This is a genomic window from Ruegeria marisflavi (genome assembly GCF_025673445.1).
Classification (GTDB): domain Bacteria; phylum Pseudomonadota; class Alphaproteobacteria; order Rhodobacterales; family Rhodobacteraceae; genus Ruegeria_B; species Ruegeria_B marisflavi.
Window position 1 is genome coordinate 206,136 of sequence record NZ_JAOVQN010000002.1, and the last position, 18,361, is coordinate 224,496.

The 18,361-nt window shown below is 63.1% G+C and carries 21 protein-coding genes; 14 read left to right on the forward strand and 7 right to left on the reverse strand.

Features of this window, described 5'->3' with window-relative positions; genetic code table 11:
• Positions 1 to 75: 75 nt before the first annotated feature.
• The 3 genes from OEZ49_RS02910 (at position 76) to OEZ49_RS02920 (ending at position 1,244) form a co-directional block, all read left to right on the forward strand.
• A complete protein-coding gene (locus OEZ49_RS02910; RefSeq protein WP_263386916.1) occupies positions 76 to 444 on the forward strand; it encodes a hypothetical protein in 369 nt (122 codons plus the stop codon).
• An 80-nt stretch (positions 445 to 524) separates the two neighbouring features.
• Entirely contained in the window at positions 525 to 950 is a 426-nt protein-coding gene (gene trxC, locus OEZ49_RS02915) for a thioredoxin TrxC (RefSeq protein WP_263386917.1), read from the forward strand.
• A gap of 93 nt (positions 951 to 1,043) precedes the next feature.
• Positions 1,044 to 1,244 (forward strand): YgaP family membrane protein, encoded by a 201-nt coding sequence (locus OEZ49_RS02920; RefSeq protein ID WP_263386918.1) that lies wholly within the window; start codon positions 1,044 to 1,046, stop codon positions 1,242 to 1,244.
• Between the two features lie 17 nt (positions 1,245 to 1,261).
• Here OEZ49_RS02920 and OEZ49_RS02925 read toward each other — a convergent pair whose 3' ends face one another.
• From OEZ49_RS02925 to ettA, 3 genes are all read right to left on the reverse strand, one after another.
• On the reverse strand, positions 1,262 to 1,477 hold the full coding sequence (locus OEZ49_RS02925; protein ID WP_263386919.1) for a hypothetical protein: 216 nt from the start codon (positions 1,475 to 1,477) through the stop codon (positions 1,262 to 1,264).
• Positions 1,478 to 2,028: 551 nt separating this feature from the next.
• On the reverse strand, positions 2,029 to 2,487 hold the full coding sequence (locus tag OEZ49_RS02930; RefSeq protein ID WP_263386920.1) for a hypothetical protein: 459 nt from the start codon (positions 2,485 to 2,487) through the stop codon (positions 2,029 to 2,031).
• A gap of 417 nt (positions 2,488 to 2,904) precedes the next feature.
• The gene (gene ettA, locus OEZ49_RS02935; protein ID WP_263386921.1) at positions 2,905 to 4,560 is read right to left on the reverse strand and encodes an energy-dependent translational throttle protein EttA; all 1,656 of its coding nucleotides are present in this window, start codon (positions 4,558 to 4,560) and stop codon (positions 2,905 to 2,907) included.
• 155 nt (positions 4,561 to 4,715) lie between these two features.
• Here ettA and OEZ49_RS02940 point away from each other — a divergent pair, with 155 nt between their 5' ends.
• The 3 genes from OEZ49_RS02940 to OEZ49_RS02950 are packed head-to-tail and all read left to right on the forward strand — an operon-like array spanning position 4,716 to position 7,183.
• On the forward strand, positions 4,716 to 6,038 hold the full coding sequence (locus OEZ49_RS02940; protein ID WP_263386922.1) for an alpha/beta hydrolase: 1,323 nt from the start codon (positions 4,716 to 4,718) through the stop codon (positions 6,036 to 6,038).
• Positions 6,038 to 6,508, forward strand: coding sequence for an MOSC domain-containing protein (locus OEZ49_RS02945; RefSeq protein WP_263386923.1), 471 nt, complete (start codon positions 6,038 to 6,040; stop codon positions 6,506 to 6,508). The genes OEZ49_RS02940 and OEZ49_RS02945 overlap by 1 nt, the downstream gene beginning before the upstream one ends.
• A gap of 33 nt (positions 6,509 to 6,541) precedes the next feature.
• Positions 6,542 to 7,183, forward strand: a complete 642-nt coding sequence (locus OEZ49_RS02950) for a nicotinate-nucleotide adenylyltransferase (protein ID WP_263386924.1) — start codon at positions 6,542 to 6,544, stop codon at positions 7,181 to 7,183.
• On the opposite strand, the gene OEZ49_RS02955 is transcribed toward OEZ49_RS02950, so the two are convergent.
• On the reverse strand, positions 7,136 to 7,963 hold the full coding sequence (locus OEZ49_RS02955) for a DMT family transporter (protein ID WP_263386925.1): 828 nt from the start codon (positions 7,961 to 7,963) through the stop codon (positions 7,136 to 7,138). The genes OEZ49_RS02950 and OEZ49_RS02955 overlap by 48 nt on opposite strands.
• Positions 7,964 to 8,049: 86 nt before the next feature.
• Between OEZ49_RS02955 and dacB the strand changes: the two genes are divergently transcribed.
• Entirely contained in the window at positions 8,050 to 9,540 is a 1,491-nt protein-coding gene (gene dacB, locus OEZ49_RS02960) for a D-alanyl-D-alanine carboxypeptidase/D-alanyl-D-alanine endopeptidase (RefSeq protein WP_263387072.1), read from the forward strand.
• 8 nt (positions 9,541 to 9,548) lie between these two features.
• Here dacB and OEZ49_RS02965 read toward each other — a convergent pair whose 3' ends face one another.
• Together OEZ49_RS02965 and OEZ49_RS02970 are read right to left on the reverse strand one after the other, a co-directional pair.
• Positions 9,549 to 9,971 carry a tellurite resistance TerB family protein gene (locus OEZ49_RS02965; protein WP_263386926.1) on the reverse strand — a complete coding sequence of 141 codons (423 nt, stop codon included), beginning with the start codon at positions 9,969 to 9,971 and terminating at the stop codon, positions 9,549 to 9,551.
• 91 nt (positions 9,972 to 10,062) lie between these two features.
• Positions 10,063 to 10,521: a cupin domain-containing protein gene (locus OEZ49_RS02970; RefSeq protein WP_263386927.1), complete on the reverse strand. Its 459-nt coding sequence runs from the start codon at positions 10,519 to 10,521 to the stop codon at positions 10,063 to 10,065.
• A 95-nt stretch (positions 10,522 to 10,616) separates the two neighbouring features.
• Here OEZ49_RS02970 and OEZ49_RS02975 point away from each other — a divergent pair, with 95 nt between their 5' ends.
• The 5 genes from OEZ49_RS02975 to OEZ49_RS02995 all read left to right on the forward strand — a co-directional run bounded on the left by OEZ49_RS02975 (position 10,617) and on the right by OEZ49_RS02995 (position 16,450).
• Positions 10,617 to 11,498 carry a LysR family transcriptional regulator gene (locus tag OEZ49_RS02975; RefSeq protein ID WP_263386928.1) on the forward strand — a complete coding sequence of 294 codons (882 nt, stop codon included), beginning with the start codon at positions 10,617 to 10,619 and terminating at the stop codon, positions 11,496 to 11,498.
• A gap of 101 nt (positions 11,499 to 11,599) precedes the next feature.
• Positions 11,600 to 13,174 (forward strand): lysine--tRNA ligase, encoded by a 1,575-nt coding sequence (locus OEZ49_RS02980; RefSeq protein ID WP_263386929.1) that lies wholly within the window; start codon positions 11,600 to 11,602, stop codon positions 13,172 to 13,174.
• A 93-nt stretch (positions 13,175 to 13,267) separates the two neighbouring features.
• Positions 13,268 to 13,570: a DUF4389 domain-containing protein gene (locus OEZ49_RS02985; RefSeq protein WP_263386930.1), complete on the forward strand. Its 303-nt coding sequence runs from the start codon at positions 13,268 to 13,270 to the stop codon at positions 13,568 to 13,570.
• Between the two features lie 52 nt (positions 13,571 to 13,622).
• A complete protein-coding gene (locus OEZ49_RS02990; RefSeq protein ID WP_263386931.1) occupies positions 13,623 to 14,024 on the forward strand; it encodes a DUF4864 domain-containing protein in 402 nt (133 codons plus the stop codon).
• 140 nt (positions 14,025 to 14,164) lie between these two features.
• Complete coding sequence (locus tag OEZ49_RS02995; protein ID WP_263386932.1) at positions 14,165 to 16,450, forward strand: glycosyl hydrolase family 28-related protein; 2,286 nt, start codon at positions 14,165 to 14,167, stop codon at positions 16,448 to 16,450.
• A 58-nt stretch (positions 16,451 to 16,508) separates the two neighbouring features.
• Here the strand turns inward: OEZ49_RS02995 and OEZ49_RS03000 are convergent, their stop codons facing one another.
• A complete protein-coding gene (locus OEZ49_RS03000; protein WP_263386933.1) occupies positions 16,509 to 17,174 on the reverse strand; it encodes a hypothetical protein in 666 nt (221 codons plus the stop codon).
• A 151-nt stretch (positions 17,175 to 17,325) separates the two neighbouring features.
• On the opposite strand from OEZ49_RS03000, the gene parA reads away from it, so the two are divergent.
• Positions 17,326 to 17,958 (forward strand): ParA family partition ATPase, encoded by a 633-nt coding sequence (gene parA / locus OEZ49_RS03005; RefSeq protein ID WP_263386934.1) that lies wholly within the window; start codon positions 17,326 to 17,328, stop codon positions 17,956 to 17,958.
• A gap of 32 nt (positions 17,959 to 17,990) precedes the next feature.
• Positions 17,991 to 18,317 carry an antibiotic biosynthesis monooxygenase family protein gene (locus tag OEZ49_RS03010; protein ID WP_164132742.1) on the forward strand — a complete coding sequence of 109 codons (327 nt, stop codon included), beginning with the start codon at positions 17,991 to 17,993 and terminating at the stop codon, positions 18,315 to 18,317.
• Positions 18,318 to 18,361 lie beyond the last annotated feature (44 nt).

Consider the following 18,361-nt stretch of genomic DNA (forward strand, 5'->3'; position numbering starts at 1 on the left):
CTCGGGCGCCCGACTCAGTGTGACGGGCCAGAGTGGACCCGACGGGTATCCGGCGCCCTGAGCTTGGAGAATATCATGCAGATTCTGGTGGGCGTTGCCGGTTTGTCGCTGGCGGTGCTTGTCTATGCCTGGGCATATGGTCTTGCGCACGATCCGGACGGGCCCAAGTGGGCGCACAGGCAGTTGTTCGCCTCGGCCGCGTCGCTGCTCTCGACCTCTCTCGCCCCGGTCGGAGCGGGCTATCTGACAGCCGGTCTGTTGTGGCCGGATGCTCTGGGGACGGGTCTGGGGCTGACAGTCGGGGCGGTCATGGTGCCCGTGGTCTGGGTCCTTTCCCGGCGCCTGTTGCAGCGGGCAAGGAAACCCGGCGCCGAGATCGTGCCCTTGCCGGGTGGTCCGGGAAAACCCGTCGTCCCATCGGCGGCACAGCGTCTGGCGGCGTAACGCGCAAGAAGGGTGAGGTCTTGCGGCCTCACCATTCAAAACCTATGTCAATTTTCGAATGTGAACGTCGGAGGCGCGACATGGGTGACAAAACTTTGACCTGCCTGGCCTGCGGGCAATTGAACCGGGTGCCAGAGGAACGGCTGACGGACGGGGCCAAATGCGGCAAATGCGGCCAGGGTCTGGTGACCGGGCAAGCAGTGGATGTTGATCCGGCAATTCTGGAAAAAGCAAAGAAAAACGACGACTTGCCATTGGTTGTCGATTTCTGGGCGCCATGGTGCGGACCGTGCAAGATGATGGGTCCCGAATATGCCAAGGCGGCAGGCACCCTTGCGGGGCAGGCACGGCTGGTCAAGCTTGACACCCAAAAACACCAGTCGACCGGTGGTCGATATGCAATCCGGGGAATTCCGACCATGGTCGCCTTTGAACGCGGCAAGGAAAAGAAGAGGCAGTCGGGCGCGATGCGGGTAGGGCAGATCGTCAGTTGGGTCCAGGGCTGATCTTACATTCTTATACTTGAATGTGATTGGGTTTCGGATTACATTGAGGTCAAGGCCGGGCAGGGTGTCCGGTGGTATTCAGGAGTTGGAAGAATGACCCTCGATCGTGCCGTGATGATGTTTGCTGGTTTCATGGTTCTGCTTAGCGTGTTGCTGACCACGCTGGTGTCGCCGTTGTGGATGTGGTTCACCGTGTTCATTGGTGTGAACCTGATTCAGTCCTCGGTCACGGGCTTTTGCCCAGCGGCTATGATATTGAAAAGGCTTGGTTTTAAACCCGGAACCGCTTTCTAAATCCGCTGTCTGGCGTGTTAGCCTGCAACCGTCCTGGCGTCGCTGATCGGGTCGGCGTCAGGCGTGTGTTCGCCGCGCAAAAACAGCACCAGAATGACAGAGATGGCGACCGATGAGCCGATGGCGGGATACAGCAGCAAGCCTGCCCAGAACGGCAACTCCCAGAAAACACAGGCAGAAATGCTGATAACAAGACCCGCGAGCGTTCCCAGAACAATTCCGACCCAAGCCATTCTGCCTCCTTAGACATTGTCGTGGAGCAGCCTGTTGCAAGCTGCTGAATGCTTTAGGAGTTTACAAAGGAATGTGTTGAAAATGTGTTAATCGCAGGGATTTCGTCGTGGTCTGATCGGATATGATACCTTGTGTTTTGACCGTTTTGTACTGGGTTCCACGGGTGGATTGACCGTTTTGTACAAGATTTCCGAGCGGTAACCGGCGCGCAATGCGACAAGGCTGCGCCATCGCGGGCCGCCGATGACGGTGTTGCGGTACGGTTTCGGCACGGCATGGGGCATCAGACCCAGGGTTTCTGGTGCCCCTTTTTGCCACCGAAGCGCTTGCGAAGCGCGGCTGGTGGAGCGGGTGGACCTCCGGCACGATCGGCCGGTTGGCTGGACCTATTCGTTATCCACCGGGACAATCGGGCCAGGCGGGTCGAAGCGGATTTGTCGGGTGTGATACCCGATGGCAGGTTTGGAGAGCTTTTGTAGGCTGGGTTTTCAACCCACCGTACGTTAGTCGTTAGGGCAGGGGGTGGGTTGAAAACCCACCATGCTCTTGCTCAGAAATCTTGTTCGATGTTTTCGTCGCAATAGGTGAAATTTGGTAGATACGTTTGATTTCCTGGTAGCAATTCGGTGTTTCTTGGCTCAAGTGCCAACACAGTCGGGTGTTTCCAACGTGTATGGCGGATTCTCAAAGCAAAGCGGTATTTTGCATCATCATGGGTATATTTCTTGTTGAAATCCTTGGAGAACAAAATCCTTTCTTTGTATGCCTCTTGAAGTGATTTTATTTCAATTTCCCACTTTCTTGCCGAACCCGGATCAATTTTAATAATATACCCATCTTTTCCATATGCACTTCCAAAATCCATATTCATGGCTTCAGGTTCCAGCAAGCGCGGGTGCAGGAAGTTCCATATTGTAAGGCCGTATCTTGCCGGCGATAGCTGTCCTTCGATCTTTCCATGTCCGACCCACAACTCTCTAATGCTCACAGGTCCTGAGCCATTGTTCATTACCTAAACTTCAAAAACATCGTTTCCATTTTCGTCATTTGTCACGTCAATGGACGTGATCAGAAACTTTTGATCTTTAAAATGTCGATAGATGGTTAGTGCAGCCAACGCTGTTGAAACAATAGCGCCGTAAACAGAAATTAAGATGCTCACGTATCGCCTCGCAAACTACCACCAATTAGAGCGTTCCGCCCACATTCACACCACCCGTCCGACAGGTCACGGCGTAATTTACCTCACAAGCATCTTGTGCTTCAACCGCTTGGGTTCCAGCGCGTTCGGACCTAGAGGACGTAGACGTAGGGTGGGCAATCTAGCCCACCGTGTACGAGTGGGAGTGGTGGGCAGAGCTGCCCACCCTACGGTGTTCCGCGAAAAGCGACTTCCGCGCACGCATCCGATAAGTCAGGACACGACTTACCTCACGAATTTCTTGTGCTTCAATCGCTTGGGCTCCAGCGCGTCCGGTCCCAGGCGGCGTTTCTTGTCCTCTTCGTAATCCTCGAAGTTGCCTTCGAACCATTCAACATGGGCGTCGCCTTCGAATGCGAGGATATGGGTACAGATGCGGTCGAGGAAGAAGCGGTCGTGCGAGATGACCACGGCGCAGCCGGCGAAATCGACCAGCGCGTCTTCGAGCGCGCGCAGGGTTTCGACGTCGAGGTCGTTGGTCGGTTCGTCGAGCAGGAGGACGTTGCCCCCCTCTTTCAAGAGCCGCGCCATGTGGACGCGGTTGCGTTCCCCGCCCGACAAGAGCGAGACCTTTTTCTGCTGGTCACCGCCCTTGAAGTTGAAGGACGAGCAATAGGCGCGGCTGTTGACCTGGGCATCGCCCAGCTGGATCAGCTCGGCACCGCCGGTGATCGCCTCCCACACGGTGTCGTTGTCCTTGAGGTCGTCGCGCGACTGGTCGACATAGGAGAGCTTGACCGTATCGCCGATCTCGATGCTGCCAGCGTCGGGTTTTTCCTGCCCGGTGATCATCTTGAACAGCGTCGATTTACCGGCACCGTTGGGGCCGATGACGCCGACAATGCCGCCAGGAGGCAGCGAGAAGTCGAGACCCTCGATCAGCTGCTTGTCGCCCATGTGTTTACTGAGGCCGTTGACCTCGATCACCCTGGAGCCCAGGCGCGGGCCATTGGGGATGACGATCTGGGCGCGGCCGACTTTTTCCCGCTCAGACTGGCTGGCCATCTCGTTATAGGCCTGGATCCGGGCCTTGGATTTGGCCTGGCGGGCCTTTTGCCCCTGCCGCATCCATTCCAGTTCGCGTTCCAGCGTCTTTTGCTTGGCCTTGTCCTCGCGCGCTTCCTGCTCCAGGCGCTTGGCCTTCTGCTCCAGCCACGAGGAATAGTTGCCCTCGTAGGGGATGCCGCGGCCGCGGTCGAGCTCCAGGATCCAGCCGGTGATGCTGTCCAGGAAGTAGCGGTCGTGAGTGACGATCAGGATGGTGCCCTTGTAGTCGATCAGGTGCTGTTGCAGCCAGGCGATGGTCTCGGCGTCGAGGTGGTTGGTCGGTTCGTCGAGCAGCAGCATGTCGGGCGCTTCGAGCAGGAGCTTGCAGAGCGCGACGCGGCGTTTTTCGCCACCCGAGAGATTGGCAATCTCGGCATCGTCGGGGGGGCAGCGCAGCGCCTCCATCGAAACGTCGATCTGGCTGTCGAGATCCCAGAGGTTCTCGGCGTCGATCTGGTCCTGCAATTGCGCCATCTCGTCGGCGGTCTCATCGCTGTAGTTCATCGCCAGCTCGTTGTAGCGGTCGAGGATGTCCTTCTTGGCCTTGACCCCCAGCATGACGTTCTCGCGCACGGTCAGGGTCTGGTCGAGCTGCGGCTCCTGCGGCAGATAGCCGACCTTGGCGCCTTCGGCGGCCCAGGCTTCGCCGGTGAAATCCTTGTCGAGGCCGGCCATGATCTTCATCAGGGTGGACTTACCGGCGCCGTTGACGCCGACCACGCCGATCTTGACCCCGGGCAGGAAGTTCAGGTGGATGTTCTCGAAGCATTTCTTGCCACCGGGGTAGGTCTTGGAGACACCCTGCATGTGGTAGACATATTGATAGGCGGCCATGTCGTATCCTCTGGGTCGGGGAAATCGGGTTGGCCGGTGTGATAGCGAATGGCGGGGGCGGGGGCAATGCGCCTCGCGGCGTGGCGCAAACGCAATTGTGATTTGGGGTTTTGTGCTGTTGATCCCTTATCGGTGGTCGAAAGGAGACCGCGCCCGTGCCCCACGCAATCCGGCCTGACCGGCGGTTGTTCGCCCTCTCGGTTCTCTCCTGCCTTGTCGCGGGGGCCTGCGGTACCCGGCCCGACCGACTGGCGCGGGTGCCCAATGTCTATGCTGAGGGGCGAAATTATCAAGCGGGGCAGGTGCCTGAGTTCTATCGCTCGGTCACGCCAGAGATTCTTTATGCGACGGATCGCAGCCAGGACCTGAGCGAGAACGGGCGGGTGGAATATCTCTCGGAGCGGTCCGACAGCCTGGCCTTTGGCCGGGCCACGGTGTCCTTTGACGGAGTGGCAAGCTGGCCGGAGCTGGTGGAGCTGACCAAGGCCGGTCCGGGACGGCGGCCGCCGCGGCTGAGCGTGGCGGGGTTTCGCGACGAGATCCGGTTTGCCCGCTCGCCGCTGCCCGCCGAGCGGCGCGAGGGGCGGGTGGTGACCGAGGCGCGGGCACAGCGCGACTACGATGCCTATGCCGCACGGTTCCGCGAGATGATGGGCGCGCAGGTGCGGCGCAGTGGCACCGGTGCGGTGCTGATCTATGTGCATGGGTTTGCGAATGATTTCCCCGAGGCTCTGACGACCTTGGCCAATGTCTGGCATTATGCCGGGTGCCGGTCGATCCCGATGGCGTTTTCCTGGCCTGCGAATAATCCGGGGCTGCTCAAGTACTTCCGTGACAGCGAGTCGGGCGATTTCTCGGTCTATCATTTCAAGGAGGTGCTGGATCTGCTGGCCTCGGTCCCCGAGGTGGAGCAGATCGACATCGTCGCCCATTCGCGGGGCACGGATGTGGCAACCTCGGCCCTGCGTGAATTGGTGATCCGCGAGCGGGCGCGAGGCAATCAGCCCAAGCTGACGATGAAGACGGGCACGCTGATCCTGGCGGCGCCGGATCTGGACGTGGGTACGGTGCGGCAGCGGCTGATATCCGAGCGGTTTTCCGAGGCGTTCGAGCAGGTGAGTGTCTATATCAACCCCAGGGATCAGGCGCTGGCCTATTCGTCGTTCCTGACGCAGGAGGCGCGGTTCGGGCGGCTTGACGCATCCGATTTCGCACCGGGCGAGCTGGCGTCGCTGCGCAAGGTGGGGTTGGTGCATTTTATCCGGGTCGAGGGCGCGGGTGGATTGGGGCATTCGTATTTCCGGGACAATCCGGGGGTGATGTCGGATATGGCGCTGACCCTCAGAACGCGGGCCTTTCCGGGCGGGACCTTGCGGCCGCTGACGCTGGATCAAGAGAATATCTGGACCCTGCATTCCGATTATCCGCTGGACCGGCTGCCGGATCTGGAGCTGCACGAGATGGCGGGAGAGCGCTGATGACGGATCTGAAATCCTTGATCGCGGGCTGGGCGCAGCCGGGGTGGGTGGCGTGGATCGGGCTGCGACCTGAACGGCGAGCGGCACTGGTGGCGGTCGACAAGGCGCAGGTCGAGGTCGGCGGTCTGGCGGGGGATCACGGGCGGCCCGGCAAGCGGGCGGTGACGCTGGTGCAGGGCGAGCATCTGAGCGCGATCGGGTCGTATCTGGGGCGCGGGGCCGTTTCTCCGTTCGATTTGCGGCGCAATATCGTGGTCGAGGGGATCAATCTGGCGGCGCTCAAGGATCGGCCTTTGCGGCTGGGTGGGGCGGTGTTGCGGCTGACGGTGGTCTGCGCGCCCTGTTCTCGGATGGAGGAGACATTTGGTCCCGGCGGCTATTCGGCGGTGCGCGGGCATGGCGGCTGGTGCGCCGAGGTGTTGGAGCCGGGCCTGATCGGGCTGGGCGATGCGGTGCGGCCTGCCGATTGACAAGGCGCTGCACAGGCGCCAAGCAAGGCCTTCATGAGACAAGGGTTTCCATATGCGCGGCCCGGCCAGGTGATCGGGCTGTTCGGCGGGTCGTTTGATCCGCCGCATGCGGGTCATGTGCATGTGACGCGCGAGGCGCTGAAGATGTTCGGGCTGGACCGGGTCTGGTGGCTGGTGACGCCGGGCAACCCGCTGAAGGCGCGGGGACCGGCGCCGCTGGACCGGCGTATGGAGGCCGCGCGGGCGATGATGCGACACCCCCGGGTCGATGTCACCGATATCGAGACGCATCTGGGTACGCGGGCCACGGCGGACACGATCGCGGCGCTACGGAGGCTTTATCCCCGGGTGCGCTTTGTCTGGCTGATGGGGGCGGACAATCTGGCGCAGCTGCACCGCTGGAAGGATTGGCGGCAGATCATTGAGACAGTGCCGGTGGGTGTGCTGGCACGGCCGGGCGACCGGATCTCGGCCAGGATGTCACCGGCGGCGCGGGCCTATGCGCCCTATCGCATCGACGGAGAGGCGCGGCATCTGCTGGGCCGGTCGCAGGCGCCTGCCTGGTGTTTCGTCAATGTGCCGATGGTCGATGTCAGCTCGACCCGGATCCGGGCGGCGGGGGGCTGGTCAGCGGCGCAGGAGCGCCGAGACGAGACCGGCGCCCAGCACCAGTGACAGGCCCGCCCAGGTCCAGAGATCGGGCAGGTCGCCGAACACCGCCCAGCCAAGACCGGCAGCGGCGATAAGCTGGAAATAGACCAGTGGGGCCAGCCGGGTTGCGGGCGCGCGGGCATAGGCCACCAGCAACAGCAGGTTGCCCAGCATCGAGCCCATGGCGCTGGCCAGGGTCAACCCGGCGGTCTCTATGTCGAGCGCGGGCAGGTTGGCGAGACCGAAGGGGGTCAGCACCAGACCGGCGATGGCCAGTTGCGAGAAGCTGAGCGCCAGCGGTGTGCCGAGGTGGCTGAGCCAGCGCGAGGCCGTCAGGAAGGCGCCGTAGAAACAGCCCGCGAGCAGCGCCAGCAGCAGGCCGGGAGAGCCGCCAAACCCGGGACGGACCACCAGCAGCACGCCCAAAAATCCCACCAGCATCAGGGCAGAGCGGGTCCATGTCACCGGTTCACGCAGCCAAAGCGCGGACAGCGCATAGCTGAGGATCGGGCCGACGAAAAAGGCGGCAAAGACATTGGCGAGCGGTTCTGTCTTGAGCGCCGATTGGATCGAGAGGATGCCTCCGGCCAGCAACAGCGCGCGCAGCCAGACGCGCCAGTCCTGCAGCAGCGCAAGCGCCGGGGCGCGGACGAAGGGGAGGATCACGAGCAGCCCCAACGCAAAGCGGGACCAGGCGATAAAGACGGGCGAGACCCCGTGTTGACCGGTCAGGAGCTTGCCCGCCATGTCCCCGGCGGGAATCAGCGACATGGCAAGGAACATGATCAGAACGGCGCGGCCCATGTTTGCCCGGTAACATGCCGGAAACCGGACGAAAAGCCCGCAAAGGATCACTTGTGCGTCTGTCTGCGCTGCGCTTTTATGGGCGTATGGTTGATCGTGTTTCCAGACGTGTATTTCTGGCCGGACTCGGCGCGGCGCTGACCCCGGTTGCCGGGCTTGCGGCGCCGCCCGCCACCTCGCTGCGTCCGCCCTTGCGCCCGTTCGACGCTAGCGGCGTGACCCGGCCCGAGGCGGTGCTGGCGCGGGCGGGATTGTCGGGCCGTGTCGGTTTTGCCGTGGTCAATGCCCGGACCGGCGAAGAGCTGGAGGCGGTCGAGGGCGCGACCGGACTGCCGCCCGCGAGCGTGGCCAAGGCGCTGACCGCGCTTTACGCGCTGGAGGCGCTGGGGCCGTCGCACCGGTTCCGCACGCGGGTGCTGGCGGATGGTCCGGTGGAAAACGGGGTGCTGAAGGGAGACCTGATTCTGGCGGGGGGCGGTGATCCGGTGCTGGATACCGATGCGCTTGCCAGCCTGGCGCGGGCGATGAAGGCCACGGGCCTGCGCGAGGTGCGCGGCGGATTCAAGGTATATGACGGGGCCTTGCCCGAGGTGTTCAGCATCGACCCCGAGCAACCCGATCACGTGGGATACAGCCCGGCGGTGTCGGGGATCGCGCTGAATTTCAACCGGGTGCATTTCGAGTGGAAGCGGGCGGGCAAGGGCTGGTCCGTCGCGATGGATGCGCGCAGCGACAAGATCAGGCCGGCGGTGGCGATGGCCGAGATGAAGGTCGTGAACCGGGCGCTGCCGATCTATACCTACGAGCAGCATCAGCGCGTCGACGCTTGGACGGTTGCAGGCAAGGCGCTGGGCCAGGATGGCTCGCGCTGGTTGCCGGTGCGCAAGCCCGCGCTGTATGCCGGGGACGTGTTCCAGACGCTGGCGCGGTCGAACGGGGTGGTTCTGGGCAAGGTCGAGGTGATCCGCAGCCTGCCCGCAAGCGCGCGGATGCTGGCGCATCATGACAGTGAGCCGCTGAGCGAGATCCTGCGCGACATGCTCAAGTTCTCGACCAACCTGACTGCCGAGATGGTCGGGCTGGCGGCGACGATCGCGCGCGGCGGGCAGCCGCGTACGCTGAGGGAATCGGGGCAGGCGATGAGCGCCTGGGCCACCGAGCGTTACGGCATGGCGGGCACCAGCCTGGTGGACCATTCCGGCTTGGGCGAGGCGTCGCGCATGACACCGCGCGGGCTGGCGGCGGCGCTGGCGCAGGCGGGCAAGGCCGGGACGCTGCCGGGGCTGCTCAAGGATATCCCGATGCGCGATGCCAAGGGACGGGTGGTCCGGGATCATCCGATCCGGGTGGTCGCCAAGACGGGTACGCTGAATTTTGTCTCGGGGCTGGGCGGGTTCATGACGGCGGCGGATGGCACCGTGTTGGCCTTTGCCATTTTCAGCGCCGATTTCGACCGGCGCGCGCGCATCCGCCCCGAGGACCGCGAGCGCCCCGAGGGCGCGCGCGGCTGGAATGTGCGGTCAAAGAAACTGCAACAGGAGCTGATTGAACGCTGGGGCGCGATCTACGGCAGTTGAGGCGCGGATCAGACCACGTGGCGGGCGCGGGCGCCGCGTTCGATCGCGGCGGCGTGCAGGCGGTCGAGGTTCAGCTCGTAACGGATCTCTTCCAGCAGGCGCAGCTCGGTTTCGGCCAGTTGACCGTCGGCGGCGGCCACGTCACAGGCCAGCGCATAGGCGGTTTCGAACAGCCGCTCGGGCAGGTTGTCGCGGATCAGGCCGAAGAGCGCATCAAGTCCGTCTTCCTGTTCGAAGAGGTCGAATACCACCTGGCTGACCTGTTTCATCCGGTCGATGTCGTAATCGGCGAAGACCGGGAGCATGTTCACGGCCGACTGGATCTTGACCAGTTCGGCGGTGCGGATGTTCTCGTCCGAGGCGGAGACGGCCATCATGATCGCGACAAGGCAATCCTGGGGCGTCATCGGGTGGGGGAGTTGGTCGCTCATGGTGGTGTCCTGCCTGCGTTTGTGCTGCGGTGCAGGATAGGGGGCGCGCGTCTTGGGTTCAACCGCTAGCGCGCGGCCCGGTTTGCGGCAATCAGGCGCTGGCGGTAAAGCGGTATTCGATGCTTTCAAACCCGGCGGAGGCGAAGCCATAGGCGAAACGCAGACCTTCAGGGCCGGCGACGGTGCCATGTTCGGCATCACCGGGGATGTAAAGCGCGATGCCGGGCGCGATGTGATGCGGCACGCCGTCTATGGTGACGGTGCCCGAGCCCTGGACGCCCAGATAAAATTCCGCCGGGGTATGACGGTGCGGCAGCAGGCGGTCGCCGGGGCCGAACTCGGCCAGGCCCAGCACCAGATCGCGGGGCGCCTCGGGGGTGCCGTTGATCAGCGTGCGCCAGCGCACCTCTCCATAGGTCGGGTCGGTGCCGCCGGAGAGCGGCACATGGGCAGCATCGACCGCCAGCGGGGCATGCGGCAGGTTGCTGGCCTGATGAAGCGGCGTTGCGGTGCCGATTTCGGCGGCGAAGCTGTCGAGAAGGTCGGTCATGGCGGGCTCCTTGTTCTGGGGCAGCAATACAGCCGCTTGCCGGGCGCAAGCAATCGCGTAAAGATGCACATGATTATACGGTGAGGTTATGATAGATGGAGCGGCTTCCAGGCTTTTCCGGGCTGACGGCATTCTATGCGGCGGCACGCCATGGTACACTGACGGCGGCGGCGGCCGAGTTGAACGTGTCGCAGCCCGCGGTGTCGCGACGGATCGCGGCGCTGGAGGCGGATTTGGGCTGTGCCCTGTTCGACCGCAGTCACAAACCGGTGAGAATGACGCAGCATGGCAAGGACTTGCTGCGGGCCTTGCGCGGCGGGTTCGGGCAGATCGAAACCGCTGCGGCGCAAATCCGGCAGGCGGCACGGGGCAAGGTGGTGACAATCACCGCGCCCTCGGGGCTGGTGGCGTTCTGGCTGATCCCCCGGCTGGGAGAGCTGGAGGACACTTTTGCCGAGGTGACGATCCGCATCATAAGTCAGGAGTATGGTGAGCCGCAGCGCCCCGGCGATATCTCGATCCGGTTCGGGCTGGCGGAGGATGCCGGAGAGGTGCGACTTCTGGGCGATGGCGTGTTCCCGGCGGCAAGCCCGCTCTATCTGGATCGGCGGGGGATGAGCGGCGATGCCTATGATTTTGCCCGCATGACCCTGTTGACGATGGAGGCGGCGCGCAGCCAGTGGCACGACTGGCCGAGCTGGTTCCGCTCGGTCGGGGCAGAGATGCCGGCGGGGGCGCGGGTGCTGGATTTCAACTCTTACGCGATGCTGGTCAATGCGGCGCTCGCCGGGCAGGGGGTGTGCCTGTGCTGGGACGGGGTGCTGAACAGTTTTCTGGACACCGGTGCGCTGGTCCGGCTGGAGGGGCCAGAGGCGGTGTCGGCCCGCGGCTATTTCATGGCGGCGCGCGACGGGCTGGCGGCGGACCCGCAGGTTCGGGGAATCCTGGACTGGACCGCCGAAAATGCCCGGAAATAGGGCAGAAAAGGCACCGGTTTATTGACTCATGCTGCACTGGCACAATAGGACAGCCGGACAGGGCGCATGGGGCGCCCGGATACCCCCCGATGGAGACCGACATGTCCAACTCGCGTGAACTCGCCCTTGCGTCCAAGGCCTGGCCCTTTGAAGAGGCGCGGCGGGTGCTCAAACGCTATGAGAAGGCGCCGCCGGAGAAGGGGTATGTCCTGTTCGAGACCGGCTATGGCCCCTCGGGCCTGCCGCATATCGGGACATTCGGCGAGGTGGCGCGTACCACAATGATCCGTCGTGCGTTCCATGAGATCAGCGATATTCCGACCCGGCTGATCTGTTTCTCGGACGATCTGGACGGCATGCGCAAGGTGCCGGGCAACGTGCCCAACCAGGAAATGCTGCGCGAGCATCTGCAAAAGCCGCTGACCTCGGTGCCCGATCCGTTCGGCACCCATGAAAGCTTTGGCCATCATAACAATGCGATGCTGCGGCGGTTCCTGGATACATTCGGGTTCGAGTACGAGTTCTATTCGGCGACCGAGTTCTACAAGTCGGGCCAGTTCGACGAGATCCTGCTGCGTGCGGCGGAACGCTATGACGACATCATGAAGATCATGCTGAAGTCGCTGCGCGAGGAACGGCAGCAGACCTATTCGATTTTCCTGCCGATCCACCCCGAGACGGGGCGGGTTCTGTATGTGCCGATGAAAGAGGTGAACGCCAAGGATGGCACCATCACCTTTGACGACGAGGACGGGCGCGAATGGACGCTGCCGGTGACAGGCGGCAACGTGAAGCTGCAATGGAAGCCCGATTTTGGCGCGCGCTGGGCGGCGCTGGGCGTCGATTTCGAGATGTACGGCAAGGATCACTCGACCAATACGCCGATCTATGACGGCATCTGCCGGGTTCTGGGCGTGCCCGCGCCCGAGCATTTCACCTATGAGCTGTTTCTGGACGAGAACGGGCAGAAGATTTCCAAGTCGAGCGGCAACGGGGTGAGCATCGACGAATGGCTTACCTATGCCAGTTCGGAAAGCCTTGCCTATTTCATGTACCAGAAGCCGAAGACCGCCAAGCGGATGTATTTCGACGTGATCCCCAAGGCGGTGGACGAGTATCACCAGCAGTTGCGCGCCTATCCGACCCAGGATCTGGCGGCGCAGCTGAACAACCCGGTCTGGCATATCCATGGTGGCGATGTGCCGGCCTCGACCCTGATCGTGCCGTTCGGGATGCTGCTGAACCTGGCCAGCGTGTCGGGGGCCGAGGACAAGGAGGCGCTGTGGGGCTTCATCCGCCGCTATGCGCCCGAGGCCAGCGCCGAAAGCCTTCCCGATCTGGACCAGGCGGCCGGGTTCGCGGTGCGATATTTCAACGATTTCGTCAAGCCGACGCGGGTCTACCGGGCGCCAACCGAGGCCGAGCGCGAGGCGCTGGTTGAGTTGCGCGCGCAACTGGCCGCCTATGACGGACCGGTTGAGGACGAGGCGCTGCAATCCATCGTCTATGCGGTGGGCCGCGACCGGTTCGACCCGCTGCGCGCCTGGTTCGGGGCGCTTTACGAGGTGCTGCTGGGCGCGTCGCAGGGCCCGCGTTTTGGCGGGTTCATCGCGCTTTACGGCATCCCCGAGACCATCGCGCTGATCGACAAGGCGTTGGCGGGCGAGCTGGCCTGAGGCGGTTTGCAGTGAACAGGGCGGCGCCCGCTGGCGGGCGCCGTTTTCTGTGTTAGGCTCCGCAGCATCACAGACGCGGAGGACAGCATGCCAATGTCGGACGAAGACAAATTCGAAGGCCGCGTGCACGGCGAACAGCACGAGCCCGAACAGCGCGACAGCCTTTGGTGGAGGCTGCTGCACATGATCCTGATTGCGATCATGATCAATCTGGCTCAAACCATCCTGGCAGTGGTCACGGTGGTGCAGTTCATCATCATGGCCGTCAGCAAGGGCCAGCCGAATGCACGGCTTGCCGATTTCGGCACTGACCTGGGCATCTGGATCGCCAAGGCGGCGCGGTTCCAGACTGCGGCCAGCGAGGTCAAACCCTGGCCCTGGACCGATCTGGACTGATCCGGACAGCGCCGCGACGCGTAGTACTGGGCAGCGAACCGGGAGAGACGCCATGCGCCAATTGCTGTTCATTCTGACCTTGTGGGCCGGGCTGGCTGGCCCCGCCGCGGCCCAGAGCGACGAGATCGAGGCCGTCATTGGCCGCCAGATCGACGCCTTTCTGGCAGATGATTTTACAACGGCCTTCAGCTTTGCCAGCCCGACAATTCGAGACATCTTTCGCACGCCCGAGAATTTCGGGGCGATGGTGCGGGGCGGCTATCCGATGGTGTGGCGGCCCGCCGATGTGACCTTTCTGGAGCTGCACGAGGAAGACGGCGCGCTGTGGCAGACGGTGCGGATCACCGATGCGTATGGTGCGGTGCATTACCTGGATTACCAGATGATCCAGCTGGAAAGCGGCTGGAAGATCAACGCGGTGCAGGTGTTGAAGGCGCCTGGCCTGTCAGCCTGAGGCAACACCACCGTCACGGTGCCCTGAGCGCCGGTTAATTCCTTTCCTTTAGCGATATGGCGCGTTCGGGGGCGACCCGGACCCGTCACATGCATGCGCCAGGGCAGGTGGTCTGCGGCGCGATTGGGAAAGGGATTTGGATGAACAAAGCAATCACCGAGGGCATCAACTTTATGCCGCCCGCCTTCCAGCTGGGGCTGGATGTCTGGTCGAGCGGCGACGGCACACCGGGATCGGATACCTATGACGGCGCGCCCAATGCCGCATTCGTGCCAGCGGACGCGGATTTCGGCGGTTGTCTGGAGCTGCAAAAGACCAGTTCGGTACAAAAGCTGCGTTACATGGGGCAGACGCCGTTGCAGCCGGGCTGTTACTTGCAGGTCAAGGTGCGCGTCAAGGCGATCAGCGGCAACCTGCCCAGTGTGCGGGTGGCGGGCTGGGCCGGTGGCGCGGGGGGCGCCCATGTGACGGGTGTGACCGAGCTTGCCCCTGCGGTGACGCTGACCACCTATGGTCAGGTGGTCGAGGTGACCGGCATCGTCGGCTCGGGCAATCGCGGCGGCGTCGACATGCCCTGGGGGCGGACGGTGATCTACGGTCATTTCGGGATCAACCTGGAAGGGCCGAGCGGCGGCATCGTGCGGATCGACGATATCGAGATTACCGATGTCACCGGCGTGTTCCTGCGCGACATGCTGAGCCTTGTGGATGTGCGCGACTATGGCGCGGTGGGCGACGGGGTGACCGACAATGCGGCCGCGTTTGAAGCGGCAGACGCGGCGGCGGCCGGGCGGCGGGTGTTTGTGCCCGAAGGCAGCTATTTCCTGGGCGAGACGGTCAACATCCAGTCCGAGATCGAGTTCGAGGGCACGGTGTCGATGCCGGTCGACAAGATGCTGATCCTGACCAAGAACTACAACCTGCCGGCCTATATCACCGCGTTTGGCAACGAGGAGACCGCGTTTCGCAAGGCGTTCCAGGCGCTGTTGAACGGGGTCGATCATGAGTCGCTGGACCTGGGCGGGCGCAAGGTGACGATCACCGCGCCAATCGACATGCAGGCGGCGGTGCCGAACCGAAACAGCTATTCCACGCGGCGGGTGATCCGCAACGGGCAGTTGGAGGCGGTGGGCGGACCGGCCTGGGACACCCAGACCTATACCTCGCTGGCGACCTATAATCCGGCGAACCAGCGCACCCTGATCAATGTTGCCAATGTCGCCAACATTCCGGTCGGCGCACGGGTCACCGGGGCCGGTGTGGGGCGCGAGATCTATGTGCGGTCAAAGAACGTGGGCGCCGGAGAAATCACGCTGAACGCCGGGCTCTACGATGCGGCGGGCACGCAGGTCTTCACCTTTCACGATTACAAATACATGCTGGATTTCAGCGGCTTCAGCTCTCTGTCGAAGTTCAACATGCAGAACATCGAGTTCCAGTGCAACAACACCTGTAGCGGCATCAAGCTGGCCCCGGCGGGCGCGACATTTGCGCTGTTCGACTGTTTCATCAGCCGGCCCAAGGATCGCGGCATCACCTCGATCGGGGGCGGTTGCCAGGGGATGCTGATCGACGGGTGCCAGTTTCTGTCCTCGGAAGAGGGGGCGAATGTTGCCGACCGCACCTCGATCGCGTTCAACGTCAATGCCAACGACGTCAAGCTGCGCCACAACCGCGCGACCAATTTCCTTCATTTTGGCGTCATGGCCGGGCAGAACCACATGATCCTGGGCAATCACTTCTTCCAGGGGGATGCTGTGCCGAACGGGCCGCGCACGGCGGGGATCGTCATCATCGGTACCTATTCCAGCTGCACCTTCGCCGAGAATTATGTCGACAATTGCAGCTTTGAATGGACCAACGAACAGGACGCCAATCCCGATTTCAGCGGCGGGTTCTCGTTCAGTTCGATGAGCATCACCGACAATATCTTTTTGTCGGGAGAGGTAGCGCCCTGGTTCAGTTATGTGGTGATCAAGCCGCATGGTGTGGGCCATTTCATCAACGGCATGACGGTGACCGGTAACAAGTTCCGCTCGATCAACGGCTATATCGACCGGGCTGACCGGGTCGATACCAGTTTCTCGGGGCTGAATTACGACCGGACCAAGAACCTGATTTTCGAGGGCAACATGTATCACGGGGTGAGCGTCCAGTCGGAAAACCCGTTGCGGCTGGAGTATCAGCAGGCAACCGCGTCAGATAACTGGCTGATCGACACCGAGGGCAAGCTGCCCTTTGGCGCCGAAAGCCGGGGTATTCAGGCGGTGGTTGCTCAGGGGGCGCTGACCGATTCCGGCGGTGCGGTGCGGTACCTTGCGCCCTATGCACAGGCGCAGCAGGGGGCGGGGCAGAACATGATCCGGCTGCGCTGGAGCGAGCCGGTCAAGGGCACGGTCATCGCCACGGTCCGCGCCGACAAGTAAGCGCGGGGTGCGTGCCGGGGCTGCGTGCAGGCGCAGCCCCCATTGCCCCGTCGGGGGGTCAGAAACTGCGCCAGAAGCCGAGTTTCAGCCCGATGGTGCCGGGCAGGTCCGATTTCCGTTCCAGCCCGACCACCCAGGTGCCGCCCTTGCCCGCGTCGATCAGCAGCGCGGGCGTGAGGGTCCAGAAAACCGGCAGGCCGGAGACATAGGCGGTTTCCAGTTGCAGCATCGGGTCGATGCTGCGCGGTGTAGAAAGGCCCGCGGTGAAATCGAGCTTGAAAATCTCTGTCGCGGTGCCAAATCGGCGTTCCCACCCGGCGTCGGCGGCGAACCAGCCGTGTCCCCGGCGGGAATCGAGACCTTTGCCATAAGACAGGGTGAGTTTCGTCATCGGGCTCCACGCGCCCAGCCAGTGATGGCCGCCCACGCCTGCCTCGACAGCAATGCGCCCGCGCGAACCCAGGTCCGCCAGTGGATAGCGCAGGAACAGCAGGGCGTGACCGGCCAGTCCGGGCTGTTCGTTCACGTCGAAACCCAGAGTCCAGCGATCGGCCACGCCCCATTCGCCATAGACCGCGGTCTTGTAATCCACGATGCCGTTGAACCGGTAGAGTGTGGCGGTGGCCGAGGTGAACCCGGTGCCGTGCTCGCGCAGCCACGCGCCCGCCGCGGCCTGACCGGCCACGACGAGGTAGATCCATAAGGCAAGCAGCACCCGTCCCATTGCGTCCCTCTGGTCTCAGCCTTGCCGCGATTGGTTAACGAAGCGTTAGGATGGGCTATCGGGCCGCCATGCCGCAGGAGAAAGGGGCGAATCGCCGTTGTGCTCTGCGGTTGGACCTCTATGCTGCAATGCGGCATGATGGAGGGCCCCCATGGGACAGGTGATCACGGTCGCGCAACAGAAGGGCGGGTCGGGCAAGACCACGCTGGCGGTCAATCTGGCCGTTGCCTTTGCTCGCGCGGGCAAACGGGTTGCGCTGATGGATACCGACCCGCAGGGGTCGGCCGGGCGCTGGTTCATGGCGCGGCTCGAGGCGGGCGGCGAGCCGGGGCTGGAGTTTTCTACCGCCTCGGCCTGGGGCGTGAGTTACGAGGTGCGCAAACTGGCCAAGGAGCATGACATCGTCATCATCGACACTCCGCCCAAGGCCGACAGCGATCTGCGCCCTGCGCTGCGCGAGGCCGATCTGGTGCTGATCCCGGTGGCGACCTCGCATCTGGACCTGTGGGCGGTGGAAATGGTGCTGTACCTGGCCGAGCGCGAGGAAAAGCCCGCGCTGATGGTGTTGACCCGCAACCGCCCGGGAACCCGGCTGGCACAGGATGTGGCGGCCAAGGCCGGTGAGATGAAGGCGGAACTGGCGCAGGCGGTGATGGCGAACCGCGTGGTCTATGCCGAGACATTGGGGCAGGGGCGCGCCGCGCTGGAGGCGCCCAAGGGCCCGGCCCATGCCGAAGTGACTGGATTGATGCAGGAAATAGAGCGCGCGCTGGAAAAGCTGTGATAGGCTGAAAGGGCAGGAGAAGGAGACCCCCCATGCCCAAGATCGTCAAGGCCGCCCCGGTGCAAACCGTGATCACCACATTCGAGATGACGCCGGGCACTTGTCAGGATCTGCTCGAGGCGCTGACCGATGCCTATGCCGAGTTCATCTCGAAACAACCCGGGTTCATCGCTGCTGGCCTGCATGTGAACGACGCCCAGACCCGCATCGCCAATTACTCGCAATGGCGGCGGCGCGAGGATTTCCTGGCCATGCTGCGCACCCCCGAGATGCGCGAGAGAAATCGCAAGCTGAACGAGATGTGCAAAAGCTTTGAGCCGGTGATGTACGAGGTGGCCGAGACTTTTGACGCCAGTTGAAACCGCTGAAAAAGGCTGATCTGGATCAAGGCAAAGGCGCGGGC